General features: G+C 67.5%; 27 protein-coding genes and 1 tRNA gene. 8 read left to right on the forward strand and 20 right to left on the reverse strand.

Annotated elements, in window-relative coordinates; translation table 11 throughout:
* Positions 1-444: 444 nt before the first annotated feature.
* From ACTJJK_RS19370 to ACTJJK_RS19425, 12 genes are all read right to left on the reverse strand, one after another.
* Entirely contained in the window at positions 445-804 is a 360-nt protein-coding gene (locus ACTJJK_RS19370) for a PilZ domain-containing protein (protein ID WP_031373658.1), read from the reverse strand.
* Positions 801-1778, reverse strand: coding sequence for a DNA polymerase III subunit delta' (locus ACTJJK_RS19375; RefSeq protein ID WP_440730996.1), 978 nt, complete (start codon positions 1776-1778; stop codon positions 801-803). The genes ACTJJK_RS19370 and ACTJJK_RS19375 overlap by 4 nt, the downstream gene beginning before the upstream one ends.
* Complete coding sequence (gene tmk, locus ACTJJK_RS19380) at positions 1775-2431, reverse strand: dTMP kinase (protein ID WP_031373656.1); 657 nt, start codon at positions 2429-2431, stop codon at positions 1775-1777. Before tmk ends, ACTJJK_RS19375 begins: the two co-directional genes overlap by 4 nt.
* The gene (gene mltG / locus ACTJJK_RS19385) at positions 2428-3573 is read right to left on the reverse strand and encodes an endolytic transglycosylase MltG (RefSeq protein WP_440730997.1); all 1146 of its coding nucleotides are present in this window, start codon (positions 3571-3573) and stop codon (positions 2428-2430) included. Before mltG ends, tmk begins: the two co-directional genes overlap by 4 nt.
* 67 nt (positions 3574-3640) lie before the next feature.
* Positions 3641-4486, reverse strand: coding sequence for an aminodeoxychorismate lyase (gene pabC / locus ACTJJK_RS19390; protein ID WP_440730998.1), 846 nt, complete (start codon positions 4484-4486; stop codon positions 3641-3643).
* A gap of 133 nt (positions 4487-4619) precedes the next feature.
* On the reverse strand, positions 4620-5870 hold the full coding sequence (gene fabF / locus ACTJJK_RS19395) for a beta-ketoacyl-ACP synthase II (RefSeq protein ID WP_031373653.1): 1251 nt from the start codon (positions 5868-5870) through the stop codon (positions 4620-4622).
* 157 nt (positions 5871-6027) lie between these two features.
* Positions 6028-6267 carry an acyl carrier protein gene (gene acpP / locus ACTJJK_RS19400; RefSeq protein ID WP_031373652.1) on the reverse strand — a complete coding sequence of 80 codons (240 nt, stop codon included), beginning with the start codon at positions 6265-6267 and terminating at the stop codon, positions 6028-6030.
* Positions 6268-6395: 128 nt separating this feature from the next.
* A complete protein-coding gene (gene fabG, locus ACTJJK_RS19405; RefSeq protein WP_031373651.1) occupies positions 6396-7142 on the reverse strand; it encodes a 3-oxoacyl-ACP reductase FabG in 747 nt (248 codons plus the stop codon).
* 194 nt (positions 7143-7336) lie between these two features.
* Positions 7337-8278 carry an ACP S-malonyltransferase gene (gene fabD, locus ACTJJK_RS19410; protein ID WP_440730999.1) on the reverse strand — a complete coding sequence of 314 codons (942 nt, stop codon included), beginning with the start codon at positions 8276-8278 and terminating at the stop codon, positions 7337-7339.
* Positions 8279-9400: 1122 nt separating this feature from the next.
* Positions 9401-10381 carry a beta-ketoacyl-ACP synthase III gene (locus ACTJJK_RS19415; RefSeq protein ID WP_223621683.1) on the reverse strand — a complete coding sequence of 327 codons (981 nt, stop codon included), beginning with the start codon at positions 10379-10381 and terminating at the stop codon, positions 9401-9403.
* A 265-nt stretch (positions 10382-10646) separates the two neighbouring features.
* Entirely contained in the window at positions 10647-10841 is a 195-nt protein-coding gene (rpmF, locus tag ACTJJK_RS19420) for a 50S ribosomal protein L32 (RefSeq protein ID WP_031373696.1), read from the reverse strand.
* Between the two features lie 131 nt (positions 10842-10972).
* Positions 10973-11494 carry a YceD family protein gene (locus tag ACTJJK_RS19425; RefSeq protein WP_031373697.1) on the reverse strand — a complete coding sequence of 174 codons (522 nt, stop codon included), beginning with the start codon at positions 11492-11494 and terminating at the stop codon, positions 10973-10975.
* 126 nt (positions 11495-11620) lie between these two features.
* On the opposite strand from ACTJJK_RS19425, the gene ACTJJK_RS19430 reads away from it, so the two are divergent.
* Complete coding sequence (locus tag ACTJJK_RS19430; protein WP_440731000.1) at positions 11621-11983, forward strand: hypothetical protein; 363 nt, start codon at positions 11621-11623, stop codon at positions 11981-11983.
* An 81-nt stretch (positions 11984-12064) separates the two neighbouring features.
* Positions 12065-12643 carry a Maf family protein gene (locus ACTJJK_RS19435; RefSeq protein WP_223621682.1) on the forward strand — a complete coding sequence of 193 codons (579 nt, stop codon included), beginning with the start codon at positions 12065-12067 and terminating at the stop codon, positions 12641-12643.
* 63 nt (positions 12644-12706) lie between these two features.
* Here the strand turns inward: ACTJJK_RS19435 and ACTJJK_RS19440 are convergent, their stop codons facing one another.
* Positions 12707-14557: an ArnT family glycosyltransferase gene (locus ACTJJK_RS19440; RefSeq protein ID WP_440731001.1), complete on the reverse strand. Its 1851-nt coding sequence runs from the start codon at positions 14555-14557 to the stop codon at positions 12707-12709.
* A gap of 311 nt (positions 14558-14868) precedes the next feature.
* Between ACTJJK_RS19440 and ACTJJK_RS19445 the strand changes: the two genes are divergently transcribed.
* The 4 genes from ACTJJK_RS19445 (at position 14869) to ACTJJK_RS19460 (ending at position 19346) form a co-directional block, all read left to right on the forward strand.
* Entirely contained in the window at positions 14869-15843 is a 975-nt protein-coding gene (locus ACTJJK_RS19445) for an AAA family ATPase (protein ID WP_223621681.1), read from the forward strand.
* A 92-nt stretch (positions 15844-15935) separates the two neighbouring features.
* The gene (locus ACTJJK_RS19450) at positions 15936-16868 is read left to right on the forward strand and encodes a DUF58 domain-containing protein (protein WP_031373702.1); all 933 of its coding nucleotides are present in this window, start codon (positions 15936-15938) and stop codon (positions 16866-16868) included.
* Positions 16861-18864, forward strand: coding sequence for a transglutaminase TgpA family protein (locus ACTJJK_RS19455; RefSeq protein ID WP_440731002.1), 2004 nt, complete (start codon positions 16861-16863; stop codon positions 18862-18864). Before ACTJJK_RS19450 ends, ACTJJK_RS19455 begins: the two co-directional genes overlap by 8 nt.
* Positions 18861-19346 (forward strand): Slp family lipoprotein, encoded by a 486-nt coding sequence (locus tag ACTJJK_RS19460; protein WP_031373704.1) that lies wholly within the window; start codon positions 18861-18863, stop codon positions 19344-19346. The genes ACTJJK_RS19455 and ACTJJK_RS19460 overlap by 4 nt, the downstream gene beginning before the upstream one ends.
* A 287-nt stretch (positions 19347-19633) precedes the next feature.
* Here the strand turns inward: ACTJJK_RS19460 and ACTJJK_RS19465 are convergent, their stop codons facing one another.
* From ACTJJK_RS19465 to dnaX, 5 genes are all read right to left on the reverse strand, one after another.
* Positions 19634-19987 (reverse strand): histidine triad nucleotide-binding protein, encoded by a 354-nt coding sequence (locus ACTJJK_RS19465; RefSeq protein WP_031373705.1) that lies wholly within the window; start codon positions 19985-19987, stop codon positions 19634-19636.
* 175 nt (positions 19988-20162) lie between these two features.
* Entirely contained in the window at positions 20163-20762 is a 600-nt protein-coding gene (recR, locus tag ACTJJK_RS19470) for a recombination mediator RecR (RefSeq protein WP_031373706.1), read from the reverse strand.
* 67 nt (positions 20763-20829) lie between these two features.
* Positions 20830-21063 (reverse strand): hypothetical protein, encoded by a 234-nt coding sequence (locus ACTJJK_RS19475; RefSeq protein ID WP_440731003.1) that lies wholly within the window; start codon positions 21061-21063, stop codon positions 20830-20832.
* Between the two features lie 22 nt (positions 21064-21085).
* A complete protein-coding gene (locus ACTJJK_RS19480; protein WP_031373708.1) occupies positions 21086-21406 on the reverse strand; it encodes a YbaB/EbfC family nucleoid-associated protein in 321 nt (106 codons plus the stop codon).
* Between the two features lie 116 nt (positions 21407-21522).
* Positions 21523-23721, reverse strand: a complete 2199-nt coding sequence (dnaX, locus tag ACTJJK_RS19485) for a DNA polymerase III subunit gamma/tau (RefSeq protein WP_440731004.1) — start codon at positions 23719-23721, stop codon at positions 21523-21525.
* Between the two features lie 244 nt (positions 23722-23965).
* Between dnaX and ACTJJK_RS19490 the strand changes: the two genes are divergently transcribed.
* Both ACTJJK_RS19490 and ACTJJK_RS19495 read left to right on the forward strand, forming a co-directional pair.
* Positions 23966-24058, forward strand: a tRNA-Ser gene (locus ACTJJK_RS19490).
* Positions 24059-24271: 213 nt separating this feature from the next.
* Complete coding sequence (locus ACTJJK_RS19495) at positions 24272-24877, forward strand: putative immunity protein (protein WP_440731005.1); 606 nt, start codon at positions 24272-24274, stop codon at positions 24875-24877.
* A gap of 66 nt (positions 24878-24943) precedes the next feature.
* Here the strand turns inward: ACTJJK_RS19495 and ACTJJK_RS19500 are convergent, their stop codons facing one another.
* Both ACTJJK_RS19500 and ACTJJK_RS19505 read right to left on the reverse strand, forming a co-directional pair.
* On the reverse strand, positions 24944-25210 hold the full coding sequence (locus tag ACTJJK_RS19500) for a hypothetical protein (RefSeq protein ID WP_440731006.1): 267 nt from the start codon (positions 25208-25210) through the stop codon (positions 24944-24946).
* Positions 25211-26035: 825 nt separating this feature from the next.
* On the reverse strand, positions 26036-26337 hold a 302-nt coding region (locus ACTJJK_RS19505; RefSeq protein WP_440731007.1), incomplete at its 5' end, for a hypothetical protein.

A 26337-nucleotide genomic window follows, 5' to 3' on the forward strand; every position in this document is an offset into this window, starting at 1 on the left:
GGTTACCTTTCTTTTGTTGCTTATGACAAAAGAAAGTAACCCGCCGCTTTAGTGGCGGAAGCTTTTGGCGTTTGATCCTGATCTTGAGCTTGCTTGACCGATGCGTCGCTAGGCCATCGCAGCGCGGTCGCGGCTCGCGCCGCTCCTACCCGGCGACGGTGCACTCCTTCGATCGACCACTAAAGCGTTGCAGACTCTGCGCGTCCCTTGGTCGCGGCTCGCGCCGCTCCTGCCCTGACGGGCCACGGCCGGCATCGGCGCGAGATTGATGCACCGCGGTCGCGGCTCGCGCCGCTCCTACCCCCGCGACGGCGCACGCCTTCGATCAATCACCAAAGCGTTGTGGACTCTGCGCGTCCCGCAGTCGCGGCTCACGCCGCTCCTACAGGGGGTGGAGTCCGAGCACTGGCTACTCATCAAACTAATGCAAAACGATCGCCCCGATTACATCGTATGCGTCGGCCGCTCCGAATTGAGCGTACCCGCCAGCAGCGCCTCGATCTTGCCCTTGACCGCATCGCCCTCGGCGGTCTCGGCGAACTGGATGCCGATGCCGGCGGCGCGATGGCCCTGGGCGCCGGTCGGGGTCACCCACACCACTTTGCCGGCGACCGGCATGCGTTCGCTGGATTCGGGCAGGGTCAACAACAGGAACACTTCGTCGCCGAGGAAATAACGCTTGGGCGTGGCGACGAAGATGCCGCCGAACTTCAGGAACGGCATGTAGGCGCTGTACAGCGCCGCCTTGTCCTTGATCGTCAACGACAGGATGCCCTGTCGCGCTGCGCCTGCCGTTGCATTCATGCCTTGCTTCCTCCTGCGGCGCGACGGGCTTCGTCGTTGCGCCACGCCATCAACAATTCGATCACGGCCAGATCGGCGCGGACCGTGGTCCGCAACAGGTCGCGGGTGCGGTTGGCGCGATCGAACCAAGCCGCAAGACTGCGCGCGCGGGCGGGGTCGGTCAAGCCGTTGGCGGCCTCGGCAAGCGCGATGTCGGACGCGTGTCGCAGACGCAGCACCGCCTGTTCGTCGCCGACCCAGCGTTGCGCGACTTCCTGCGCCGAGGTCTCGCCGCGGCCGAGCTTGGCCAGGTCGGCGGCGACTTCGCGGCGCAGCTTGAGCCCGTCGCCGGTCAGCCACTCATGGGCCAGGCCGGGGTGGCCGCGCGCGGCATCGAAGGCTTCGCTTGCGGCCGCCTCGCTGTGCCCCTGCGCCTTCAACCAGGCCAACGATTCGTCCTGCGGCGGCAGGCGGAACTCCAGGCGCTGGCAGCGACTGCGGATGGTCGCCGGCAAACGCGCCGGATGCGAACTGACCAGCCACAGATAACGCCCCGGCACCGGCTCTTCCAAGGTCTTCAGCAAGGCGTTGCAGGCAGCGGTGTTGATGGCGTCGGCGGGGTCGAGCAGGATGATCTGGGCGCCGCCGTACTGCGGGGTCAGCGCGAGGCGCTCGGACAGATTGCGGATCTGCTCGATGACGATCTCGGTGCGCAGCCGGGTGCCTTCCTTGTTCGGGATGAAGCTGACGAACTGGTAGTCGGGATGAGTGCCGGCCGCCAGCAACAGGCAACTGCGGCAGGTGCCGCAGGGCTCGCCGTCGGCATCGCGTTCGCGGCACAGCAAGCCGTGCGCGAGGCGTTCGGCGACGGCGCGCTTGCCGAGTTGGGCCGGGCCGCAAAACAACAGTCCATGCCCCAGGCGCCCGGCGTCGATCGAGGCCTTGGCCTGGTCGTAGATGCGGCGCTGCCAGGGGGCGAAGGTGGCGACGCTCATCGTGCCGCCTCGAACGCCGGCGCCGCCGCGATGGTGCGGCGCAGACGCTCCACCGCCTGTGCGGCGACCGTGTCGGCGGGCTGGCTGGCGTCGATCAAGCCGAAGCGCTCCGGCTCGGCGGCGGCGCGCTCGCGATAGGCCTGGCGCACGCGCTCGAAGAAATCGTTGCGCTCGCTCTCGATGCGGTCGGCCGCGCCGCGTCCGCGTACGCGCTGCAGACCGATCTCGACCGGCACGTCGAGCAGCAGAGTCAGGGCCGGACGAATGCCGACCACGCGCCGCTCCAGCTCGGCGATGAACGCCGGGTCGAGCCCGCGTCCGGCGCCCTGGTAGGCATAGCTGGCATCGGTGAAGCGATCGCTGACCACCCAGGCGCCGCGTTCGAGCGCCGGCAGGATCGCGGTCGCGACATGCTGGGCGCGCGCGGCGAAGGCGAGCAACAACTCGGTCGCCGGCGCCGCGGGTTCGTGATGGGTATCGAGCATCAGCCCGCGGATCTGTTCGGCCAGCGGGGTGCCGCCGGGTTCGCGCGTGTATACCGCCTCGATGCCGGCGGCCTCGAAGGCGCCGCGCAGGGCCGCGAGCACGGTCGACTTGCCGGCGCCCTCGCCGCCCTCGAGGGTGACGAAACGCGCGTGCGTGGGCAGGCTCATCGCGCGCTCCCCGGGGCCGACGGCGTCGCCTGCCCGGCCTCTTCCTGGCGCGCTTCCTCGAGCACAGCCTTGCCTTCCTCGGGCTGGTCGCTGCGGCGTTGCTGGCGATAACGCTGCAGGTACAGACGCACGTTGGCCTGGTGCTCGGCGTAGGTCGCCGCGAACAGGCTGCCGCCGCTGCCGTCGCCGGACGCGACGAAGAACAGCGCATTGCCCGGCGCCGGGTTCGCGCTGGCCTTGAGCGCGCCGACGCCCGGCATCGCGATCGGGGTCGGCGGCAGACCGGCGCGGGTATAGGTGTTGTAGGGCGTGTCGGTCAGCAGATCGCGCTTGCGGATGTTGCCGTCGTAGCTCGGGCCGATGCCGTAGATCACGGTCGGGTCGGTCTCCAGTTTCATGCCGAGCTTGAGCCGGCGCTCGAACAGCCCGGCGATCTGCGGCCGTTCCGAGGCGATCCCGGTTTCCTTCTCGACGATCGAGGCCATGATCAGCAGCTCGGCCGGCGTCTTCAGCACGCTGTCCTTGTCGCGGCCCTTCCAGGCTGCGGCGACGGCGCGGTCCATCGCCTCGTAGGCGCGCTTGAGCACGTCGAGATCGCTGTCGCCGCCGGTGTAGAGGTAGGTCTCGGGCAGGAAGCGCCCTTCCGGATGCTGGCCGGGGTGGCCGATCGCTTTCATCAGGGCGGCATCGTCGAGTTGCGCGGCGTCCTGCTTGAGCAAGGCGGCACGCGCCAGCGCGGCGCGCACGTCGCGCATGTTCCAGCCTTCGACGATAGTGAAACGATGGCTGATGACCTTGCCGTCGCGCATCGCGATCAACAGCTCGCGCGGCGTGGTGCCAGGCTCCAGCGCGTATTCGCCGACCTGCAGGCGCCCGGCCGCGCCGAGCTGCTTGGCCAGCAAACGCCATTCGAGTTGCTGGCCCTCGACGACACCGGCCTGGCGCAGCTTGCGCACCACCGCGGGCAAGGAATCGCCGCGTTCGACGACCAGGCTTTCGCCTTTCTCCAGCCCGCTCATCGGCGAGGCGGCGAAGCCGTCGTAGCGCTGCCACAGCCAGGCGCCGGCCGCGGCCAGGGAGGCCAACAGCAGCAGGATCACGATCAGGCAACCGCAGCCGCGCTTGCGTTTCTTTTCAGCCACGAAACCTCCGTTGTTCGATCCGACCCGCCGCGCGCCGCCACGACCGCGCGGCCGCGGGTGCGGCGGCTCAGCCCTGGGACGGAACGAAGGCGGGATGCGTCGCGCCGAGCCGGTGCCGCAGCCCGGCCACGGCCGGATGCGGCGCCCAATGCCGCTCGCCGAGCCGCGCCACGGGCAGGATACCGCGCGCGGCGTTGCACAGGAAAACCGCGTCGGCGCCCAGCACGTCATCGGCGTTCAGGCGTTGCACCCGAACCTCGGCCAGTTCCATCAGCGCCTGCCGGCACACGCCGGCGACCCCGCTGCGATCCACCGGCGGGGTCAGCCAGGCATCGCCCTGCAACACGAAGAGATTGGCGGCGGTAGCGCAGACCACCGCGCCGGAGGCATCGCGCAGCAGGCCTTCGTCGATCGCCGGATCGTCCCATTCGGCGCGTGCCAGCACCTGTTCGAGCCGGTTGCAGTGCTTCAGGCCGGCCAGGGCCGGCTGTTCGGACAGTTGCAGATCGCACCAGCGCAGGGTCAAACCGCCGGTCGGCGGCGCGGGCGGCAGCGGATGGCGCGAGATCGTCCAGACCGGCTCGGCCTGCGCCGATGGCGCGTAACCGCGGCCGCCTTCGCCGCGGGTCAGGATCAGCTTGAGCACCGCGTCCAGGCCTTCGAGCAGTTGCGCGGCTTCCGAACGGACCTGCGCCGGATCGGGCAAGGGCAGCCGCAAACGCTGCGCACCGCGCGCCAGCCGCGCCCAATGCGCGTCCCACCACGGCAGTTCGCCGCGATGCGCCAGCAGGGTTTCGAACAGGCCGTCGCCATAGGCATGTCCGCGGTCGTACGGCGAGAGCGCATCGACCCGTCGCGTGCCGAGGAATACCCGGGCATCGTTACTTGGCGCAGCGGATGCAGTGGTCGTCATGCCGGCATCGTACGCGCGGCGAATGTCCGGCGCAGCCCTGATGGGAACGGTGCGATCGCGATCGCGACTCCCGGAAAAACAGAAAGCCCGCGACCACCGAAGTCGTCGCGGGCCTTCGCTTGCATCGCCGCAATCAGATGCGCTTGAACACCAGGGTGCCGTTGGTGCCGCCGAAACCGAAGCCGTTGGAGACGGCGATGTCGACCTTGGCGTCGCGGGCGGTGTTCGGCACGTAGTCCAGGTCGCAACCCTCGCCCGGCTCGTCGAGATTGATCGTCGGCGGGATGATGTTGTGATGCAGGGCGAGCACCGAGAAGATCGCCTCGGCACCGCCGGCCGCGCCGAGCAGATGGCCGGTCATCGACTTGGTCGAGCTGACCATGGTCTTGTAGGCGTGGTCGCCGAGCGCGCGCTTGATCGCCAGGGTCTCGGCCAGGTCGCCGAGCGGCGTCGAGGTGCCGTGGGCGTTGAGGTAACCGACCTGGTCGGGATTGATGCCGGCATCCTTGAACGCGGCGGCCATGCAGCGCGCCGGGCCTTCGCCATTCTCGCTCGGTGCGGTCATGTGGAAGGCATCCGAGCTGGCGCCGAAGCCGGCCAGTTCGCAGTAAATGCGGGCGCCGCGCGCCTTGGCGCGTTCGTATTCCTCCAGCACCAGGATGCCGGCGCCGTCGCCGAGGACGAAGCCGTCGCGGTCCTTGTCCCACGGCCGCGAGGCGTGGATCGGATCGTCGTTGCGGGTCGACATCGCCTTCATCGAGCAGAAGCCGCCGACCGAGGTCGGCGAGGAACCGCGCTCGGCGCCGCCGGCGAGAATCACGTCGGCATCGCCGTACTGGATCATGCGCATCGCCATGCCGATCGAATGGTTCGAAGTCGCGCAGGCCGACACGGCGGAGAAATTCGGGCCCTTGATGCCGGTCAGCAGCGAGACCTGGCCGGGCAGCATGTTGATGATGGTGCTGGGCACGTAGAACGGCGAGATCTTGCGCGGGCCGCCCTCGTGGTACTTGATGGTCTGCTCTTCGATGCCGAGCAGGCCGCCGATGCCCGAGCCGATCAGCGCGCCGATGCGCTCGGCGTTGGAGTCGTCGACGACGATGCCGGCGTCTTCCAGCGCCATGAACGACGCGGCGACCCCGTAATGGATGAACTCTTCCATCTTCTTCGCGTCCTTCGGCCCCACCCATTTGGTGATGTCGAAGTCGCGCACCTCGCCGGCGATGCGGGTGGTGAACAAAGCGGGATCGAAATGAGTGATCGGGCCGATGCCCGAGCGGCCGTTGACGATGCCGTCCCAGCTGCTGGCGACGTCGTTGCCGAGCGGGGAGACGAGACCGAGGCCGGTGACGACCACACGGCGGTTGAAGGAACGGTTGGACATGCAACGCTACCTCTGTGGAATCCGTCTTCGGACCTACGCCGGCGTATCCACCGGCCTGAAAAGCACGGGGCCGCAATGCGGCCCCGAGTTGTCACCTGATTCGCGTACTGCACGCATGCCGCAAGCGCCGAAGCACGGGCGGCATGCCTCAGGCGCCTTACGACTTGACGTGCGCCTTGACGTAATCGATCGCCTGCTGCACCGAGGTGATCTTCTCGGCTTCTTCGTCCGGAATCTCGCACTCGAACTCTTCTTCGAGCGCCATCACCAGCTCGACGGTGTCGAGCGAATCAGCGCCGAGATCGTCGACGAACGAAGCGTTGTTGGTGACTTCTTCTTCCTTGACGCCAAGCTGTTCGACGACGATTTTCTTGACGCGTTCTTCGATGCTGCTCATGGATGCTGCTCCTCCCGTGAGGGGTTTTTCGATGGAATAGTCTAATGGAATCGGGAGGTTTCGCGAGGGCCGCCGGCCTTTCGACGAAACTCCTTTGGGTTCAATCGCTTACAGCCTACGCCAAAGGCTCAGGGCATGTACATGCCGCCATTGACGTGCAGTGTTTCGCCGGTGATGTAGGCCGCGCCGGGGCCGGCCAGGAACGCCACCGCACGGGCGATGTCGGCCGGTTCGCCGAAGCGGCCCAGCGCGATCTGGTCGAGCATGCCCTTCTTCGCCTCTTCGGGCAGCTCGCGGGTCATGTCGGTATCGATGAAACCGGGGGCGACCACGTTCACGGTAATGCCGCGGCTGCCGATCTCGCGCGCCATCGACTTGCTGAACGCGATGATGCCGGCCTTGGCCGCCGCGTAGTTGGCCTGGCCGGCGTTGCCGGTCACGCCGATCACCGAGGCGATGTTGATGATGCGGCCCTTGCGCGCCTTCATCATCGAGCGCATCACCGCCTTGCTGGTGCGGAACACGCTGGTGAGGTTGGTGTCGAGGATGGCCTGCCAGTCCTCGTCCTTCATGCGCATCAGCAGGTTGTCGCGGGTAATGCCGGCGTTGTTGACCAGGATCGAGATCGCGCCGATTTCCTTGGACACGCCGTCGATCAGGGCCTCGATCGAGGCCGCGTCGGCGACATCGACGACGCGGCCGTGACCGCCGCTGGCGGCCAGGCGCGCGGCGATGGCCTGGGCGCCGGCTTCGCTGGTCGCGGTGCCGACGACGGTGGCGCCCTGGGCAGCCAGTTCGTCGGCGATGGCCGCACCGATGCCGCGGCTGGCGCCGGTGACCAGGGCGATCTCGCCCGAAAGCGGGGACGTGCTCATGCTTGCTTCACTCCGTATTGCCGCTGGCTCATGGGGTGCTGGCGGGTGGGTTGCGACGCATCCGATGCCGCGGCCGTCTCGTCGCACGACCCCGCCGCCTCGCGCTCGCACCGCGATTTTGCGCGGCCAAGCCTACAGGCTGGGGTCGAGGTTGAGTAGCGCGAATCGGTGACAGTCGGGACGCGGTCGTGGGTTCAGCGCCAGTCGGCCAGGGCGGTCGCGAAATCCGCCGGCGTGCCGATGGCGCGACCCTCGAGGGACTTGTCGATGCGCTTGACCAGGCCGGCGAGGACTTTGCCGGGGCCGCATTCGGCGATGCGGACCACGCCGCGCGCGGCCAGCGCCTGCACGCAACCGGTCCAACGCACCGGCAGGTACAGCTGCTGCACCAGGGCGTCGCGGATCGCATCGACGCCTTCGTGGACCTGCGCATCGACGTTCTGCACCACCGGCAGCGACGGCGCCTGCCACTGGATGCCGGTCATCGCCTCGGCGAGACGATTGGCGGCCTCGCGCATCAACGGCGTGTGCGAAGGCACACTGACCGCGAGCTTGACCGCCTTGCGCACGCCGGCTTCGGCCAGGCGCGTGAGCGCCTTGTCGACCGCGTCGGCATGACCGCCGATGACGATCTGGCCCGGCGAGTTGTAATTGGCCGGCACCACGACCTGGGCGCCCGACACTGCCGCGCAGATCTCTTCGACCAAGGCGTCTTCGGCGCCGAGCACGGCCGCCATCGCGCCGGTGCCGGCGGGTGCGGCGTCCTGCATGAATTGTCCGCGCAGACGGACCAGATGCGCGCCGTCGCGCAGCGACAAGGCGCCGGCTGCGACCAGCGCGCTGTACTCGCCGAGGCTGTGCCCGGCCAACACCGCCGGCTGCGCTCCGCCCTGCGTCTGCCATACCCGCCACACCGCCACGCCCGCGGCCAACAGCGCCGGCTGGGTGTATTCGGTGCGGTTGAGCATTTCCTCGGGGCCGGCCTGGCTCATGGCCCAAAGATCGACGCCGGCGCCCTCGCTGGCCTCGGCGAAGGTTTCGCGGACCTGCGCATGCAGTTCCGACAACTCGGCGAGCATGCCGAGCGATTGCGAGCCCTGGCCCGGGAAGACGAAAGAAAGCTGCTGATCGGTCACGCGTGCTGCCGGATCGGTAAGGATGCGGAATGATACGGGCGAACCGCCGGGATCGTCTGTACTCGGCGGTACGGCGTCACATCGCGTCGCAGAAGGTCGCGATCCGAAGGGAAACGCGGCGCGGCCGCACCGGGCGCCCTGGGACGCCTGGCTTGACCGTTCTTCGCCTTTGCCGTTGCCGTTGCCGTTGCCGTTGCCGTGAAAGCTTGGCGCAGTAGCGAACTCGCGAGAACGCCTGGAGACCCAGAGGGCGCCGCACAGGACGTGCGGCGTTTTCCGATAAGACAGGGACGTCTTATCGGAAAATCCCGGCGCGCGCATCGCACTCGTGGCCTGTGCCCTTGCAAGGAGAGCCCTTTTCTTTGGTTACCTTTGACCGAAGGGAATCCAGACGGACTTTTGGGCTCCGCAAAAGAAAGTAACCCGGCCGCTTTAGCGGACGGAAGCTCTGCTCTTGCTTCAAGGGAACGCCGTAGGCCGGCAGGACGTGGTCGCGGCTCGCGCCGCTCCTACCCTCGCGACGGCACGCCGCTTCGATGAATAGTATCGGCGGTGCGGCTCCTGCACGTCCCTAGGTCGCGACTCACGTCGCTCCTACAGGTATGACAGCTCTGAACTTGCTTGGGATTTTCAGAAGCAAGATCAAACGATAAGAGCTTCCGCCACTAAAGCGGCGGGTTACTTTCTTTTGTCTAAAGCAACAAAAGAAAGCTAACCAAAGAAAAATGCTTTTCTTTGAATCACAGGCCCGCACGAGCGATGCATCCGCGGGGATTTTTCATACGGGACATCCTTGTCCCGATGAAAAACGGCCTGCATCCATGCAGGCCGCCCTCCGGGTCTTCGATTGCCTTCGCGAGTGTCAAGCCGCGCACAGCAACAGCACCAGCAAGGGCAACGGCAACGGCTGAGCCTTTACGGCAACCGCCGTCGCCGCTCTTGGGTAGGAGCGGCGCAAGCCGCGACCACGACAATGATGAGCCTGCGTCGCCACATGAAAGAGGTCGCGGCTCACGCCGCTCCTACAGGCCGGTCACGAAAAAACCGAACCCCGGAAACACGAAGGCCGGCCTACGACGAAGTCGTGGCCGGCCCAGTGGTCGCGAATGCGCCGCCGATGACTCAGTAGCGCAGCAGCGCCGAACCCCAGGTGAAACCACCACCGAAGGCTTCGAGCAGCAGCAGCTGACCGCGCTGCACCTTGCCCGAACGCACCGCCTCGTCCAGCGCCAACGGCACCGAACCCGAGGAAGTGTTGCCGTGACGGTCGACGGTCACAATCACGCGATCCATCGGCATGTCCAGGCGCTTGGCCGTGGCTTCGATGATGCGCAGGTTGGCCTGGTGCGGAATCAGCCAGTCGATCTCGTGGCGATCCAGGCCGTTGGCTTCGAGGGTCTCCTCGACCACCGAGTCCAGCGCCTTGACCGCGTACTTGAACACTTCGTTGCCGGTCATCAGCACCTTGACGCCGGCGTTGTGCTCTTCGGGCTTGAAGCCGACCGAAACGCCGACCGGGTTCCACAGCAGTTCCTTCTTGCCGCCGTCGGCGTGCATGTGGGTGCTGAGGATGCCGGTCTCGCTGTCGGCCTTCAGCACCACCGCGCCGGCGCCGTCGCCGAACAGCACGCAGGTGCCGCGATCGTTCCAGTCGAGCATCCGGGTCAGGGTTTCCGAACCGACCACGAGCACGGTCTTGGCCGCGCCCGACTGCACGAACTTGTCGGCGATGGTCAGCGCATAGACGAAGCCCGAGCAGGCGGCATTGACGTCGAACGCCGCGCAGCCGTTGGCGCCGAGACGGTGCTGCAACAGGCAAGCGGTGGACGGGAAGATGAGGTCCGGCGTGGTCGTGCCGACCACGATCAGGTCGATCTCCTGGGCCGATACGCCGGCAGCTTCGAGCGCGCGCACGGAAGCGTGATAGGCCAGGTCGCAGGTCGTCTCGCCTTCGGCGGCGATATGGCGCTCGCGGATGCCGGTGCGGCTGACGATCCATTCGTCGCTGGTATCGACCAGCTTGGCCAGGTCCTGATTGGTCAGCACCTTTTCCGGCAGGTAGCTGCCGGTACCCGCGATGCGGGCGTAAATCCGATCTGTCATCACCACTCCGCGGCGTTGCCGTATACGTACCGGAGGACCGATGACGCTCCGAACGCCGCGATAGCGTTATGGAACGCAGGCCGCCGGAATGTGCTTCATAAAAGCTAACGTGCTTTTTGGAAGCATGGCCTCTTGGAAGCATGGCTTCTCAGAAGCAAGGACCGCCAGCACGGGCTGGCGGTAGAACGATAGCGCGATGACCGTCGGCGTGCCGACGGCAGCGCGCGCCTTCATCCAGGCGCGCGGCGCGGCATGCGGACGAAGCTTATTCTTCGTCGGCGATGCGGGTCTTGGTCTCGATCACCTTCTTGCCACGGTAGTAACCGTCGGCGGTGACGTGGTGGCGGATGTGGGTCTCGCCGGTGGTCGGGTCGGTGGCCAGCTGCTTGCTGGTCAGCGCGTCGTGGGCGCGGCGCTGGCCGCGGCGGGACGGGGAAACGCGGGACTTCTGAACAGCCATGGTCTTGCTCCGGAAAAGCGGTGGAAACCTGAGGTGGATAGCGTAAGCCCGATTAGCAGGAGCGGCTTGCGATTCGCCTGCAGGTCGGAGTGGATCTGAATGGTGGTGCTAAGGGTAAAACCGGGTCTTGCTCAATTCTTCTTCAGCGCCGACAGCGAGGAAAACGGGTTCGCGCTGTCGAGCTCTTCCTGCGGGGCCGGCCAGTCGCGCTCGACCGACTCGCTGCCGGGCGCGATCGGCACCACCGGTACGGCGAGGATCAGTTCGTCCTCGACCAGCTCGGAGGCGCGCAACATGCCGTCTTCGGGCATCAGCAGCGGCTCGTAGCCCGGCGGCAGCGCGGCTTCGTCCGCCTCTTCGCGGATCAGGCCGAGCCGTTGGACCATCTGCACCGGCAGCAGGAAACGCTCCAGGGTGCGCTGGCACAACAGCGGCAACTGCGTGTCGATCTTCAACTCGACATAGGGCACCTGCAGTTCGTCGGTGTCGAAGTCCAGGGAAAACCGGACTTCGCCCTCGGTATCGAGCAGACTGCCCTGCAACCGGGTCAGCGCCGACAACGGCAAACGACCTTCCACGCCGCGCCGTGCCGCCACCAGGCGCCAGGCATCCAGAACTTCGGGCACCCGCCCAGATGGCACATCGGCTGACATAAGCCGCGGAATGTTAGAGACGCAGCCCCCCGCTGTCAAACCGTAACCCCAGGCCGGCGCAGGGATTTGCCGTCGGCCGGCCCGGGCGTGCAGACTGCCGGCCCCGCCCGTGCACCGAGCCCGACCTTGACGACCCTCCTGCTGCTGAGCCTGGCCGCACTGGCGGCCTTGGCGGTTTCGCTGGGCATGCGCTACTTCCCGAGCCGCCGCGAGCGCGCGGTGCGCGAACTGCTGGACGCCGCCGACGCCCTGGAAGCCAGGCTGCGCCTGGCCCGGGCCGAAATCGAAGCGGTCGCCGGCGACGAGGGCCGCGACCCGGTCGCCGATGCCATGCGCGAGATGCTGCGCCAGCGCCTGTGGCTGCGCGACCACGGCCGCCAGGCCAGCGTCGCCCAGTTGGCCGAGGTGCGGACCTCGATCGACGAGGCCCGCAGCCGGATCGATCAGCAGCTGAACCAGATCGAACAGGCGCGCGCGCCGCTGGCCTGAACCGGCCGGCCGTCGCCTCTGCCCGGCCCGCCAGCCCGGCTCGATCCGGGCCGCCTAATCTCTCCTTCTTTCGGGTCTCCGATGTCCGCGCGACTGATCCTGGCCTCCACCTCCGTCTATCGCCGCGAGCTGCTGACCCGGCTCGGCCTGCCTTTCGACAGCGCCCGTCCCGAGACCGACGAGACCCCGCAGCCCGGCGAGGCTCCGCTCGCCCTGGCCGGCCGACTGGCGGTGGCCAAGGCCGCCGCGGTCGCCGCGCTGCAGCCCGGGGCCTGGGTGATCGGCTCGGACCAGGTCGCCGAGTTCGACGGCCGTCCGATCGGCAAGCCCGGCGGCCGCGACGGCGCCCTCGCCCAGCTCGGCGCGATGTCCGGCCGCGAGGTGCGTTTCCTGACCGGGCTGTGCCTGCTGCGCCACGGCGAGGCACCGAAGACCGCGCTCGACGTGACTACGGTGCGCTTCCGCGAACTGAGCGCGGAGGAGATCGCGCGCTACGTCGACGCCGAGCAACCCTACGACTGCGCCGGCAGCTTCAAGTCCGAAGGCCTCGGCATCGCCCTGTTCGACGCGATCGAATCGCAGGACCCGACCGCGCTTATCGGGCTGCCGCTGATCGCCACCGCGCGCCTGCTGCGCGAAGCGGGCTATCGGCTGCCCTGAGATCGCTGCGCTCGCCGGCGACGGCTCGCGAGCGCATCGGATCCGCTAAAGACCGGCGCCGACTCAGCGGCGCACCTCGATCAGCTGCTCGGCCCAATCCTCGACGCTGCCGTCGCGCCCGTGCAGGCGCAGGCCCAGCCAATGCCGGCCGGGCGGTTCGGCGTCGAGGCGCACCTTGGCATCGAAGCCGACCCGCGGATGCTGCGGATCGTTCGACACCTGCCAGTAACTGCGCACGCCGGGCAATTCGCGGCCGTAACTCGCCTGAGCGACGACGCGGCCGTCGAGCATGATGTCCACGCGCGCCAGGCCGACGCCGTCCTTGAACGCCCAACCGCTGACGTCGAACTCGCGACCGACCTTGCGACCCGGCAACGGTGCATCGACCCACGCCATCGCCGGCGTCGTGCAATCGCCTTCGCGCTTGGCGCCGTCGAGCGCGAACAGGGCGAAACGCTGGCGGCCGTGATCGACATTGAGCATCTGCGGCGGCGGCAAGGGGCCGACCATCGCGCACAGTTGGTGATAGCGGCGCAACAGGTTCTTGTATTCGACCTCGGTGGCGCCGACCACGAGCAGCACCGGCGCGGTGCCCCACTCGGCGCGTCCGGCGCTTTGCAAGCCCCACAACCTCAGCTGCGGCGCGCGCCCGTGCTTGTGGTTGATCGGGTGGTCGAGCACGGCGATGCTCGGATCGCCGAGCGCGAAACCGAGTTCGGCGCCGACCTTGAAGTTGTCGGCGACGATGCGCGTGCCCGGCGGCATCGAGCGCTGGCGTTGCCGCACCGCATCGGCGAGTTCGCCCCAACCGGCAAAGTTCGACGGATACCACTTCTCGCCGGCGCTGCGCGCGCGCAGGCCGGGCACCGAAACGACCAGGTAGTAGGCGAGTATCGCCAGCAGCGCCACGCAGGCGACCGCTGCAGTGAGCCGGCGCGCCCATCGCGGCCATCCCGCCAGTACGCCCGGCAGCAACGGCAACAAGGCCATGAAGCCCGGCAACGGCCAGTGGAAACTGACTCGCTCGGTATCGGCGAAGAAACCCAGGACGAAGAAGCCGAGCACGATCAAGCTGCCGAACAAGGCGAAGTAGCGGGTGATCGGCGACGCCGCGCGCGCGCCCCGGGCGCCGGCGAGGGCCAAGGCGATCAGCAACGGCGGGGTGACCAACAAGGCCTGGATCGCGACGAACCACAGGCCTTCGGCATGAAACGACCAGGGATGCCGGTCGACCAACTGGAAGCGCAGGCCGGCATCGGCGTTGTCCATGTTCCAGGCGACCAAAGGCGCCCAGGCCGAAGCGCCGATCGCCGCGGCGATCACCACGCGCACGTCGCGCAGGGCGCGGCGGCCTTCGGGCAGGCACAGCAGGACCACGCCCCCGACCGCGATCACGGCGATGAAACGGTAGTGACTCAAGGCGCCGAGGGCGAGGCCAGCGGCCAGCTCGACCGCGGCCCGCGCATCGACCTCGCGCAGCAGACGCGCACCGGCGTCCAGGCACAGCAAGGTCGCCAGGGCCATCATCGCGTCGGGCAGCGCCAGCAAGCCCAGGCTGCCCGACAGCGGCAGCAAGACGCCGAAACAACCGGCCACCCAGCCTTGGCGTTCGCCGAATTCGCGCGCGGTGATCCGCGCCAACAACCACGGCACCAGCGCCGACATCGCCAGGAACGGTGCGCGCAGCGCCCAGGCATGCTCGCCGCCGAGTTCGACGCCGAGTCGCGCCAACCAGGCGGTCAGGCCGGGCAGATCGGAATAAGCGGCGGCCGGATGTCGGCCTTCCTGCCAGTAGAACGCTTCGTCGACGAACAGCGGCAATTGGGCGACCACGCCGAACTTGAGCAACAGCACCGCCGCCCACAACACCCAGAACAGGCGCCGTATCGGCTGGGCTTCATCCTTATCCCGCATCGGCACGCGACCTCGCTACACTCTGGATGGGGTTGGACACGCTGCGGCGTCGCCGGTTCATTCGCGACGCTCGCACAACAAGGGGCTGGAGGCCGCAACGGGCGAACCGATCCTATTCGCCGCGGTTTGTTGACGCCGATCCCAGATACTCCGAACGCCTTCGAGACCGCTGCTGCAAAAACGGGGTTCGCACGCGATGATGCGAACCCGCGCTCGGCGCCCGCACTCCGGCGCGATCCGCGCTCGTGCGATGCCTGCGACCGCAAGGGTCGACGGCGGACACGACGCTACAGACACAGGACAGACGCACGATGACGGCAGGCAAGATCACAGCAGCAGGCACGACGGCTGTCCATAACGCGACCATCCTAACCGATGCCCTGCGCCTGGCCCTCGAACAGGCACAGGCCCAGGTCAATGCCCTCGTGCTCGGCAAGGCGCAAGCGGTGCGCCTGGCCTTCGTCGCCCTGCTCTCCGACGGCCATCTGCTGATCGAGGATTTGCCCGGACTCGGCAAGACCACGCTCGCCCATGCGCTGGCCGCGACCCTTGGTCTGGAATTCCAGCGCGTGCAGTTCACCTCCGACCTGTTGCCGGCCGACGTGGTCGGCGTGTCGGTGTTCGACCCGCAATCGCGCCAGTTCCAATTCCATCCCGGCCCGGTATTCACCCAGGTCCTGCTCGCCGACGAAATCAATCGCGCACCGCCGCGCACCCAGAGCGCATTGCTCGAAGCGATGGCCGAACACCAGGTCACCGTCGACGGCCGTACCCATCCGCTGCCCGACCCGTTCTTCGTCATCGCCACCCAGAACCCGGTCGATCTGTCGGGCACCTATCCCTTGCCGGATTCGCAGCTCGATCGCTTCCTGCTGCGCCTGCAACTCGGCTATCCCGACGAGGCCGCCGAACGCGACCTGCTCGCCGGCGCCGATCGCCGCAACCTGATCGCCCAGACCAAGCCGGTGTTGAGCACCGACGACGTGCTGGCGATCCGGCGCGCAGTCGACGCGGTCTACGTCAGCGACAGCCTGATCAACTATGTGCAGGCCCTGCTCGCACGCAGCCGCAAGCACCCCGGCGTGCGCGTAGGCCTGTCGCCGCGCGCCGGACTGGCCCTGCTGCGCGCCTCGCGCGCCTACGCCCTGCTGCTGGGCCGCGCCCACGTCGTGCCCGAGGACGTGCAGGCGTTGTTCGCCGCGGTCGCCTCGCACCGCCTGGTCGCCGAGGCCGACGCCGCGCCCGACATCGCCAAGTCCATCCTCTACGCCGTGACGGTGGATTGAACGCAGCGATGGCGGCGACGCAGGCGCAGGACGATCTCGACCACGGCCCGGTCCGGCCCGCGACACGGCGCTGGAACGCATGGCGCCTGCGCATGATGTCGCTGACGCGTCCGCGCCGGCCCGAGCCCTTGCCGGCGCGCTTCGACCGCCGCCGCATCTACGTGCTACCGACCGGTTTCGGCCTGTTCTACGGCGCCCTGCTCGCGACCATGACCCTGGGCGCGTTGAACTACAACAACAACCCGGCCTTTCTGCTCGCCCTGTTGCTCGGCGGCGCCGGGCTCGCCAGCCTGATCGCGGCGCAGTTGCAACTGACGGGTTTGAGCATCGTCGCGATCGACGCCGAACCGGTGCCGGCCGGCCTGCCCCTGGCCGTGCGTGTGCATGCGCGCGCCGCCCCCGACCGGGTGCGCCGCGGCCTGCGCGTCGACGATCACGGCGCGCTCGGCATCGACGCGGTCGTGCTCGATCTCGAGCAGGGTGCCGGCGAAGCCGAACTGCGCATCGCTACCGAGCGACGCGGTTGGCTCGACCTGCCGCGCTTGCGCATATCGACGACCCGGCCGCTCGGCCTGGCCCGCGCCTGGGCGCACGTCTGGCCGGAAGCGCCGCTGCTGGTCTATCCGACCCCGGAAGCGCATGGCCCGCCGCTGCCGGTCGGCGGCGGCGATCAGGCGGTGACGCGATTGCATCCGAGCGGCGACGACGTTCATCACTTGCGCGCCTACCGTTTCGGCGATGCCCGGCGCGCCATCGCATGGAAGCATTCGGCACGGCGCGACACCCTGCTGGTGCGCGAGTACGAGCAACCGCTCGGCGCCGACGTCGAACTGGAATGGCATCGTCTGACCGGTCTCGGCCAGGAGGCAAGGATTTCGCGCCTGGCGCGCTGGGTCGACGAGGCCGAACGCGACGGCTGCCGTTATCGGCTGAGCCTGCCGAACCAACCCTCGCTCGGCCCTGGCACCGGGCCGGCGCATCGCCACGCCTGCCTGCGCGCACTGGCGCTGATGCCTCATGGCTAAGCCCGCCGCTCCGGCGCTGGAGCCAGTCACCCGCCGTTGGGCCTTGCTGGCCGGCGCAAGTTGTCTGTTGCCGTTACTGCTGCAATTGCCGCTGCAGATCGCCGCGGTGATCGCCGCGGCCGGCGTCGGCATCGGCGTGTTGTCGTGGCGCCGCCCCTTGCCGAGCGCGTTGCGCCTGGTGCTGTTGTTGGCGCTGATCGGCACCGTGCTGATCATGACCGGCTTCGCCCTCGGCCGCGACACCGGTTGCGCCCTGCTCGCGGCGATGTTCGCGCTGAAACCGTCCGAAACCCATACCCTGCGCGACGCGCGCAGCCTGATCGGCTTCGCCCTGTTCGGTCCGTTCGCGACCTTCCTGCTCGACCAGGGGCCGCTGTCGCTCACCCTCGGCCTGGCCGCGGCGATGTTCGCCTTGTCCACCCTGCAACGCCTGGCCGAAATCGAATCGCGCCCGGACCCGCTGCGCGCGGTCGAGCCGGCGCAAACGCATTGGCAACGCCTGCTCGCGATCGGCCGCCTGGTGGCGATCGGATTGCCGCTGGCGCTGGCGGTGTTCTGGTTGTTCCCGCGCCTGAGCTCGCCGTTATGGGGTGTGCCCGAGCGCGCCCTCGCCCGCCCCGGCCTGTCCGACCGGATGAGCCCGGGCGAGATGGTCGACCTGATGAACGACGAGACCGTGACGCTGCGCGCACGCTTTCGCGGCACGGCGCCGCCGACCTCGCAGATGTACTGGCGCGGGCCGGTGCTGTGGAATTTCGACGGCCGCGAGTGGACCCAGCCGCGCTGGTTCCAGGGCCTGCCGGCGGCCCCGATGCGCGCGGGGCGCACCCGTTGGGATTACGAACTCGAAGTCGAACCCACCGACACGCGCCAGTTCGTCTCGCTCGATCTGCCGCGCGAAGCGCCGCCCGGCACGCGCTTGTCGATCGATCACGGCATCTACGCCGACCGTGCGCTGACCTCGTTGAGCCGCTGGCGCCTGCAATCGGCGCCGCCGGCGTCGTACGAGCCGCAGTTGCGCGAAACCCTGCGCCGCGCCGCCCTGTCCCTGCCCAGCGGCTACAACCCGCGCACCCTCGCCCTGGCGCAGCGCTGGCGCGCCGAAGCCGGCAACAACGATGCCGTCATCGTCGACCGCGCCCTGGCGATGATCCGCCGCGAATTCGTCTACACCCTGGCCACGCCCTTGCTCGGCCGGCACTCGGTCGACGAGTTCCTGTTCGATCACAAGGCCGGTTTCTGCGAACACTTCAGTTCTTCGTTCGTGGTCCTGATGCGCGCCGCCGGCATTCCGGCCCGCGTGGTCACCGGCTATGCCGGCGGCTACTTCAACCCGGTCGGCAACTACTGGCTGGTGCGCCGCTCCGATGCCCACGCCTGGGCCGAGGTCTGGCTGCAGGGGCGCGGCTGGGTGCGGGTGGACCCGACCGCCGCGGTCGCGCCGGAACGCATCTACGACACCCTCGCCGACCGCCGCCCCGGCGCCGGCGGGCTGTTCGGCGGCATCGCCGGGGCGACGCCGTTGTTCAACCTCAGCGACTGGCTGCGCCGCGGCTGGAACGATTTCGTGCTCGGTTTCGATGCCAGCCGCCAGCAGCGCATGCTGCAGCCGTTCGGCGTCGACAACCTCGATAGCGGCAAACTGATCGCCCTGTTCGTGCTGTTCGCCAGCCTCACCCTGCTGTGGATGGTCTGGCTCAGCAGCCGCGGCGAGCGCGAGCGCGACCCGGTCCTGCGCGCCTGGCACCGGCTGTCGCGCCGCTATCGCCGCCTCGGCCTGGAGCGCGAGGCGCACGAGCCGGCGCTGGCCTGGGCTGAACGTGTGACCAAGGCCCGCCCGGATTTGGGCGAAAGCCTGCTCCGGCTCAGCCAACATTTCAGCGATTGGCGGTACGCTGGTGGCCAACCCGGGCGGCGCGAGGCCCGAGAACTGCGCAATGAACTGGTCCGGGCGCTACGCGCACACCGCCCCGGCCCCACTGGAGAACGTCGATGAAGCTCCGACTTGCCTTACTCGCTGCCGGCGTCGCGCTGATCAGCGCCTGCGCCTCGCAGCCCAAACCGTTGCAGGGGGCATTCACCGCCCTGACCCCGTCCGACGCCGCGGCCCAGGACAGCACCGGCGCCGTCGTGCGCTGGGGCGGCCGCATCGTCAACGTCGAACCCCAGGCCAACCGCACCTGTTTCGAGATGATCTCGACCCGCCTGGGCGATTCCGGCCGGCCGTACTGGGCCACCGACGACACCGGCGGCCGCTTCCTCGCCTGCCGCGCCGGCTTCTACGACCCGGCCCTGTTCGAGCGCAACCGCGAAGTGACCTTCACCGGCCGCATCTCCGGTTACGAGTCGCGCCGCATCGGCGAATACGACTACCGGTTCCCGAAGCTAGATGCCGACGTGGTCTATCTGTGGCCGGTGCGCGAGCGCGTCGACGTAATCGAACGCCCGGCGCCGTGGCCGTGGTGGGGCTGGTGGTGAGGCACCGCGCAATCGTTTCGCGATTGCGGTAACGAACGAAGGCGCCTGTGGGCGCCTTCGTTGGTTTTGGGACGTGGTTTTGGTTTTGGGGACTTGGGATCGCGAAGGCATGGCTGCACCATGCGCGATGAAGCAAGAGCAGAAGCAAATCCCCCCTGCCCCCCTTTTTCAAAGGGGGAAATGCGTAGGCGTTCGCGACACGATGCGCTCGGCGACGTGCTGCCGGCAAGACTCGGTGAACGACCTCGGCGCCCACTAATGTGAGCAGCAGTACCTGCCGCGTCGAATCAGCGCGGGGTGCCGAAGCGGCCGAGCTGGGCGCCTGCGAGCAGGTGCAGGTGGAGCTGGAACACGGTCTGGCCGCCGTCGCCGTTGCAGTTCATGACCAGGCGATAGCCGTCCTCGGCGAAACCTTCGCGCTGGGCGAACGCCGCGGCGGCATGAGCCAGGCGGCCGACAATCACGGCCTGGTCGGGCTGCAGATCGTTAAGCGTGGCGATCGGCGTCTTCGGCACGAACAGCACGTGCACCGGCGCCTGCGGCGCGATGTCGCGAAACGCGATCAGGTCGTCGTCCTCGTAGACGACGTCGGCGGGAATCTCGCGACGGATGATCTTGCCGAAGATGGTGGTGTCGGTCATGAGAGCCGGGATTCAAGATTGGGGAGTCGGGAATCGTACCGCGCCGCCGACGACGAAACTTGGGCAGTCGCGTGTTTCCCGGCCTCTCGCCGTCCACCTTCGCAGGCCATCGAATCGACCAAGTCGCCAGGCTTCGCTTCAACCGATTCCCAATTCCCGACTCCCAATTCCCGCCCTACTGCGGCACTTCGCTGCGGCTGCCGAAGGCATGCGAGAGGGTGCCGCGGTCGACGTATTCGAGTTCGCCGCCGAGCGGTACGCCATGGGCGAGCCGGCTCGGCCGCACCTGGTGCTGGCGCGCGAGCTGGGCGAGGTAGTGCGCGGTGGCCTCGCCTTCGACGGTGGGGTTGGTGGCGATGATGAGTTCCTGCACCTCGCCCTCGGCCAGGCGCGTGGCCAAGGTGTCCAGGCCGAGCTCGCGCGGGCCGATGCCGTCGAGCGGGCTCAGGCGGCCCTGCAGGATGAAGTACAAGCCGCGATAACCGGTGGCCTGTTCGATCGCCAGCCGGTCGGCCGGCGACTCGACCGCGCACAGCAGATGCGCATCGCGCGAACCGCTGGCGCAGGTCGCGCAGACTTCGGTCTCGCTGAAATCGCGGCAACGCACGCAATGGCCGATCTTCTCGATCGCCTCGGCGAGCGCGTCCGATAAACGCTGGCCGCCGCTGCGCTCGCGTTCGAGCACGTGGTAGGCCATGCGCTGGGCCGACTTCTGACCGACGCCCGGCAACACCCGGAAGGCGTCGATCAGTTGTTCGAGCAGGCGGCTGCTCATGCCTGAGCAGCCGGCGGCAACGGAACGGAACGGACGGTCGTCATCGCGGTCGCTTCGGCTCGCCGGATTATTCGGAGGTCGGAAAACTGCTGCGCGCCATCGGTTCGCGATTCATCGCGCGCACGACGTTCAGGCACAGGATCGCGCCGAGCAGCGGGATCATCCACACCAGCGCCGACTGCAGGCCTTTCTGCAGGCCGGTCAGGTCGGGCTCGCGCCAGACCGTCCAGGTCGCGTACAGATCCAGCCCGAGCAACGCGGCCGCAACCAATGCGGTGGTGACGCCGATATGCAGATTCATCGATGAGCGTCCGCGGTGGCGATCAGAACGGCAGCTTCATGCCCGGGGGCATCGGCATGCCGGCGGTCGCGGCCGACATCTTCGCCTGCGATTCGCTGTTGATCTTGTTGACCGCATCGTTGAACGCCGCGGCGATCAAGTCCTCGACCATTTCCTGATCGGCCAGCACGCTCGGGTCGATGCGCACTTTGCGGCAATCCATGCGGCCGGTCAGGGTCACGCTGACCATGCCGCCGCCGGCGCTGCCGGTGACTTCGATCTTGGCCAATTCTTCCTGGGCGCGCTGCACGTTTTCCTGCATCTTCTGCGCCTGTTGCATGAGTTGGGCGATGTTGCCGCGCATGATGGTCCTGCCTCTTGGTCGTGAAAGTAATCGGTGGATCGAGGCCGCAGTCTGCCGCAGCCTCATGTCGTCGGTGATGTAGTTGGGCCGCAAACCGCGCGGCGCAAGGGTTGCGGTCAGGCCTCGTCGAAGGGACGGATCGAATCCGGCACCACCTTGGCGCCGTGCACGTCGATCAGACGGCGCACGTCGGGGTCGTTCATGAAGCGCTCCTCGGCCGAAGCCTGGCGCTCGTCGCGCGCGCGCAGGTTGCGCGCATGCAGCGATTCGCCGGCCGCGCTGGCCGCTTCGAAGCGGATCTGCGGCGCTGCACCCAGGCGGCTCGCCAAGGCGTCGGCGACCATCTTGATCAAGGCCGGTGCGCGCAGATGGTCGTCGTCGGCCGGCAAGGACAAGGTCAGCACGCCGTCGCCGTAAGCCACGAAACTGGCGTGCTCGGCGAGGATGCGGGCCGGGCCGCGCAGGCCACTGGCATCGACCAGCGCATGCCAGGCGTCGTCGTCGGCGATCGCCCCGGCCGAGGCCGAAGCGGCGCGGGCCGGCATCGTGATCGGCTCGGACGGACGCGCCGGCGCTGTGGGTGCAGAGACGGTCTCCATCCTCGGCACGACGACCGAAGTTTCGCTGTCGGGGCCGGGGCTGCCGAACAGGCTCGGACCCGGATCGACAGGCGCCGTCGGCGGCGCCATGTCGCGCACCGGCTCGGCCGCGGCCTGGGCCGGTACTGCAACCGGCGCTTCCGGGCGCAGCTCGACGCGCTCGGGCGCGGCCGCTCGTTCGACGACCGCTGCCGCCGCCCGGGCCGGCGCTTCGGTTCGGTCCGACACTCGGTGATTGTTCGGCTGGGGCGAAAGCTCTTCGTCCGGCCAAGTCAGCGGAGGGCGGGCCTGCGGCTCGGCATCGGCCTGGGGCTTGGCGGCCACGACCGGTTGCACGCGCGGCGCCGGTTCGGAGGGCGCGGCCACGATCGGCTTAGGTTCCGGCATGGGTTCCGGCTTCGCAGCCGGTGCCGCGACCGGCTCCGGCTGCGGACGCGCCTTGGTCTCCTGCACCGGCGCTTCCGAGGCCGGCGCCTTGCTCGCTTCGAGGTTCGGCGCCGCTTGGCGCCCACCGCCCATCTCGCGCATCGCCGCCGCGGCCTGGGCCGCCGCGCTGGCACTGGCGCTGCGCGCCGGCTCGCTGCGGCCGCCCGACGACGGCGCCGGGCCGGTATCGCCGCCGGCCCCGGCCGGACGGAACGCCAGCATCCGCAGCACGCTCATCTCGAAACCTGCCCGCGGGCTCGGCGCCAGCGGTAGATCGCGGCGGCCGTTGACGCTCATCTGGTACCACAGCTGCACGACTTCGGGCCGCAGTTGCTCGGCCAGGGTGTCGACATCGACCCCGTCGGCCTCGACCGCGGCCTCGGGCACGAGCTGGCGCACCTGGATCCGGTGCAGCGCATCGGCCAGGGTTTCCAGCACCCCGCCCCAGTCGGGCGAGAACTCGGCCAGGGTCGCGACCTCGTCGAGCAGGCGCTGACCGTCGCCGTCGGCCAGGGCGGCCAGGACCGCACCGACCCGGGTCCGGTCGACCGTACCGAGCATCGCCGCGACCGCCGCCCCTTCCAGGCGCGCGTCGCTGCCGGCGCCGCTGTAGGCGATGGCCTGATCGAGCAGCGACAGGCCGTCGCGCAGGCTGCCGTCGGCGGCCTTGCTGAGCTGGCGGATCGCGGCCTCGTCGACCGGGATGCCCTCGGCGGCTAGGATCCGGGTCATCTGCCCGGAAATCTGCTGCTCGTCCAGGCGCTTGAGGTTGAACTGCAGGCAGCGCGACAACACCGTCACCGGCAATTTCTGCGGGTCGGTGGTGGCGAGCAGGAACTTGACGTGCCCCGGCGGCTCCTCGAGCGTCTTCAGCAGCGCGTTGAACGCCGACTTCGACAGCATGTGGACTTCGTCGATCAGGTAGACCTTGACCCGTCCGCGGCTCGGCATGTACTGGGCGTTGTCGATCACCTCGCGCACGTCGTCGACGCCGGTGTTGCTGGCGGCGTCGATCTCGAGCAGGTCGATGTAGCGGCCGGCGTCGATGTCCAGGCAGGCGTTGCACTCGCCGCAGGGGTCGGCCGAGGTGCCGCGCTCGCAGTTCAGCGACTTGGCGAAGATGCGCGCGATCGTGGTCTTGCCGACGCCGCGGGTACCGGTGAACAGAAAGGCGTGATGCACGCGCCCGGTGCCGAGCGCGTTGGTCAGCGCGCGCACCACGTGCTCCTGCCCGACCAACTCGGCGAAACGCTTCGGGCGCCACTTGCGGGCGAGGACAAGATACGACATCGGATCCTTTGCGATAAGGCGTTCTGACGGGTCGGACGCGGTGCGCACGACGCCGTCCGGGCGCTCGCGACGGAAGCCGGGAGCGAAGCATGAACGAACCTCCACATTGTGCCACGCCCCACCCCCGCGCCCGAGCCTCGGCGCCCCTGTGCGGCGGCGGCCGAAGCCTCGGCTTGTTACCGGGCCCCGCCGCGGCTAGAATTCCCGGCTCTGCACGGCCCGCGATAGCGCCCGCACAGATCCCGGAGAGGTGTCCGAGTGGTTGAAGGAGCACGCCTGGAAAGTGTGTAAGCGTCTAAACCGCGCTTCGGGGGTTCGAATCCCCCTCTCTCCGCCAGATTACGAAACAGCCCCTGACGAACTCAGGGGCTTTTTCGTTTGGGGCGCCGGCAACACTCGTCCTTGGCAGCCGGGAAGCGCCGAGGCAGCGGGTCGCAAGACCCGCGCACCTGCGCCAGGCCCGCGCGGCGGCGTGAAGGCTCCCTTGGAGCTTTGCCTGAGCGACAGATCCACACCGCGTTCCCGGTCCCTCGATGCATCGAGACTCGGCATGAGCTTTAGGCTTGAACAACGAAGACTCGGCGCCACCCGTGCCGGCACGCGGCAGGAGAAGTCCTCGGTGAGCGCCAAAGGCAAAATCGAAATACCGCTCAGCGAAGACGAACTCCGGCAGATCGCGCTGTTCGCAGCGGCCTGCGCCCGACGCGTGCTGCCGATCTTCGAGGCCGCCCGCCCGAACGATCTACGCCCGCGCGACGCCATAGCGGAAGCGGAAGCGTTTGCCGCGGGCGACAAACGCAAGGCGACCTTGCGCGCCTGCGCCTGGGCCGCTTACGCGGCCGCTCGCGAAACCAAGGATGCGTCCGCAGCCAACGCCGCGCATGCGGCCAGCCACGCGGCAGCCGCCGCTTATCTGCATCCCCTCGCCTCCCCGCACCAGGTCAAACATGTCCTCGGCGCGGCGGTCCACCAAGCGCTCGCCCTCGAACTCGAAGCCGGAAACGACACGGATGTCGGCAACGAACAACTGCACTGGGCCGCGAACCTCGCATCGCCCGCGGTACGTAACGTCCTGCGACGCCTGCCGTCTCCGGCTCAAGGTCGCGGACGCTTCAGCGAACTCTTGAATGAGCTCGATGCCGAATTACGGCGTTGAACACCAGTCGAGACACTCAAGGTTTGCGCGGCCCCCCGGTCCGCAATGGGGATCATGAAACCATAGCTAGTCCAGGCAAACCGTCTTGATCGGCAAGCCGTCCTTGTAGGAAAAATACTCTTTGCAGTCGCGATCGTAGCGTTTGGTTTTCCGCATGCCGACATCACCGGCCGATAAAAACTCGGACAGGCTCGTGTTGCCGTCCCGATTCCAATCCATGTCGCTCCACGAATAGCCCTTATCCAGGGCAGCTACCGAGCGGCATGATCCGTAAAACAACGAAAGCAAAATAATCGCAAGGAACAACCATCCGGCTTTGCTCAGCCTACCCATGCTGCTTCCCGAGGGCTTAGTCGAGCATTGAGTATGCCGAGAGTCATGAGCGAACTATTCTGCGAACCGTGCGAACCGTGCGAACCGGGTCAGAGTGGCTTCCGACAGCGTTGCGAACCGGGTCAGAGGGCTTCCGACAGGGGCTAGACGGAAAGGTGCTCTGACCCGGTTTTTATATCGCACTGCCCTGGTGACAAGGTGTTCCCGGTCAACATGCTTGCTGGCAGCAACGAATGTTGGCGCGATATTGGCTTTGTTGCCGGGATGCCCTACAAGAAAAAAGCCCCGTTGCCGGGGCCTTAAAGATGGCTGCGAAATGTCTATGGATTCCTGAGCGATTCAGACCCCGTTGCCGGCGCCTTTGAGGCTCTGCGGCTACCGCTCTATTTATCGCTGACAGCTTCCATGTGTATTACATGTATGCCCAACTGCTTACAGGAATTTACCGAGATTGAATCTGCGTCCGAAGAAACGAAAGAAATTATTCCGTAGATTTTAACGTTCTTCCCGCTAAGTTTTTCGGCTGCCTCGCTCGTCAAGTCATCTTTCTGGTTTATGAGTACTGGGAGGCAGTAATCGCGAGGCGCCGGGGTGCCCGCCCAAGTCGGATAGAGATTCCTGTCTTCGTTGCTCCATTGCAGGCGCCCGCTAATCGATACCCGTCTCGCAATGGCTGGAGAGGGATCCCTAAGGATCTGTGTGGATAATCTTTCTTCATTGGTTTCGGCGACGGCGCTCGCTATGTTTACGCCGGAGAGGGACAAGCCTAGTAGTATGATAAAAGCGGCTTTCATGTGACCTCCGTTAGCTTGTTTCCGGGCTCTTCTACGGACTTAGTCGGTTCTGAAATTGATTGAGACGGCTCTGGATGTTCCGAAGATCATTAAGGGGCAGTGTGCCTCTTAGTATCCTGTACTGGAACTGGCCTTTGTCGATTTCAAGTACGCCATAAACCGAGTTTCTAACTATGTAGCTCGGATATCCAAGCAAAACAGCTTCATGTTCGCCATATCCTGGGATCGATTCAAATTGTTTATCCTTCGGATGGGAATGGCAAATGGCAGCGGTTTCCTCTCTGGTTATCGAAAAATCGCCTTTGACTCCCTTGGCGGTTTCCTGCGTAGGTG

This window comes from Lysobacter sp. 22409 (genome assembly GCF_052045105.1).
Classification (GTDB): domain Bacteria; phylum Pseudomonadota; class Gammaproteobacteria; order Xanthomonadales; family Xanthomonadaceae; genus Lysobacter; species Lysobacter antibioticus_B.

Excerpts from the sequence above, each read along its gene's own strand:
- ACTJJK_RS19370 (WP_031373658.1), bottom strand. The coding sequence starts at position 804 with ATGAATGCAACGGCAGGCGCAGCGCGACAGGGCATCCTGTCGTTGACG.
- ACTJJK_RS19375 (WP_440730996.1), bottom strand. The coding sequence starts at position 1,778 with ATGAGCGTCGCCACCTTCGCCCCCTGGCAGCGCCGCATCTACGACCAG.
- tmk (WP_031373656.1), bottom strand. The coding sequence starts at position 2,431 with ATGAGCCTGCCCACGCACGCGCGTTTCGTCACCCTCGAGGGCGGCGAG.
- pabC (WP_440730998.1), bottom strand. The coding sequence starts at position 4,486 with ATGACGACCACTGCATCCGCTGCGCCAAGTAACGATGCCCGGGTATTC.
- fabF (WP_031373653.1), bottom strand. The coding sequence starts at position 5,870 with ATGTCCAACCGTTCCTTCAACCGCCGTGTGGTCGTCACCGGCCTCGGT.
- acpP (WP_031373652.1), bottom strand. The coding sequence starts at position 6,267 with ATGAGCAGCATCGAAGAACGCGTCAAGAAAATCGTCGTCGAACAGCTT.
- fabG (WP_031373651.1), bottom strand. The coding sequence starts at position 7,142 with ATGAGCACGTCCCCGCTTTCGGGCGAGATCGCCCTGGTCACCGGCGCC.
- ACTJJK_RS19415 (WP_223621683.1), bottom strand. The coding sequence starts at position 10,381 with ATGACAGATCGGATTTACGCCCGCATCGCGGGTACCGGCAGCTACCTG.
- rpmF (WP_031373696.1), bottom strand. The coding sequence starts at position 10,841 with ATGGCTGTTCAGAAGTCCCGCGTTTCCCCGTCCCGCCGCGGCCAGCGC.
- ACTJJK_RS19425 (WP_031373697.1), bottom strand. The coding sequence starts at position 11,494 with ATGTCAGCCGATGTGCCATCTGGGCGGGTGCCCGAAGTTCTGGATGCC.
- ACTJJK_RS19435 (WP_223621682.1), top strand. The coding sequence starts at position 12,065 with ATGTCCGCGCGACTGATCCTGGCCTCCACCTCCGTCTATCGCCGCGAG.
- ACTJJK_RS19440 (WP_440731001.1), bottom strand. The coding sequence starts at position 14,557 with ATGCGGGATAAGGATGAAGCCCAGCCGATACGGCGCCTGTTCTGGGTG.
- ACTJJK_RS19445 (WP_223621681.1), top strand. The coding sequence starts at position 14,869 with ATGACGGCAGGCAAGATCACAGCAGCAGGCACGACGGCTGTCCATAAC.
- ACTJJK_RS19450 (WP_031373702.1), top strand. The coding sequence starts at position 15,936 with ATGATGTCGCTGACGCGTCCGCGCCGGCCCGAGCCCTTGCCGGCGCGC.
- ACTJJK_RS19455 (WP_440731002.1), top strand. The coding sequence starts at position 16,861 with ATGGCTAAGCCCGCCGCTCCGGCGCTGGAGCCAGTCACCCGCCGTTGG.
- ACTJJK_RS19460 (WP_031373704.1), top strand. The coding sequence starts at position 18,861 with ATGAAGCTCCGACTTGCCTTACTCGCTGCCGGCGTCGCGCTGATCAGC.
- ACTJJK_RS19465 (WP_031373705.1), bottom strand. The coding sequence starts at position 19,987 with ATGACCGACACCACCATCTTCGGCAAGATCATCCGTCGCGAGATTCCC.
- recR (WP_031373706.1), bottom strand. The coding sequence starts at position 20,762 with ATGAGCAGCCGCCTGCTCGAACAACTGATCGACGCCTTCCGGGTGTTG.
- ACTJJK_RS19475 (WP_440731003.1), bottom strand. The coding sequence starts at position 21,063 with ATGAATCTGCATATCGGCGTCACCACCGCATTGGTTGCGGCCGCGTTG.
- ACTJJK_RS19480 (WP_031373708.1), bottom strand. The coding sequence starts at position 21,406 with ATGCGCGGCAACATCGCCCAACTCATGCAACAGGCGCAGAAGATGCAG.
- dnaX (WP_440731004.1), bottom strand. The coding sequence starts at position 23,721 with ATGTCGTATCTTGTCCTCGCCCGCAAGTGGCGCCCGAAGCGTTTCGCC.
- ACTJJK_RS19495 (WP_440731005.1), top strand. The coding sequence starts at position 24,272 with ATGAGCTTTAGGCTTGAACAACGAAGACTCGGCGCCACCCGTGCCGGC.
- ACTJJK_RS19500 (WP_440731006.1), bottom strand. The coding sequence starts at position 25,210 with ATGGGTAGGCTGAGCAAAGCCGGATGGTTGTTCCTTGCGATTATTTTG.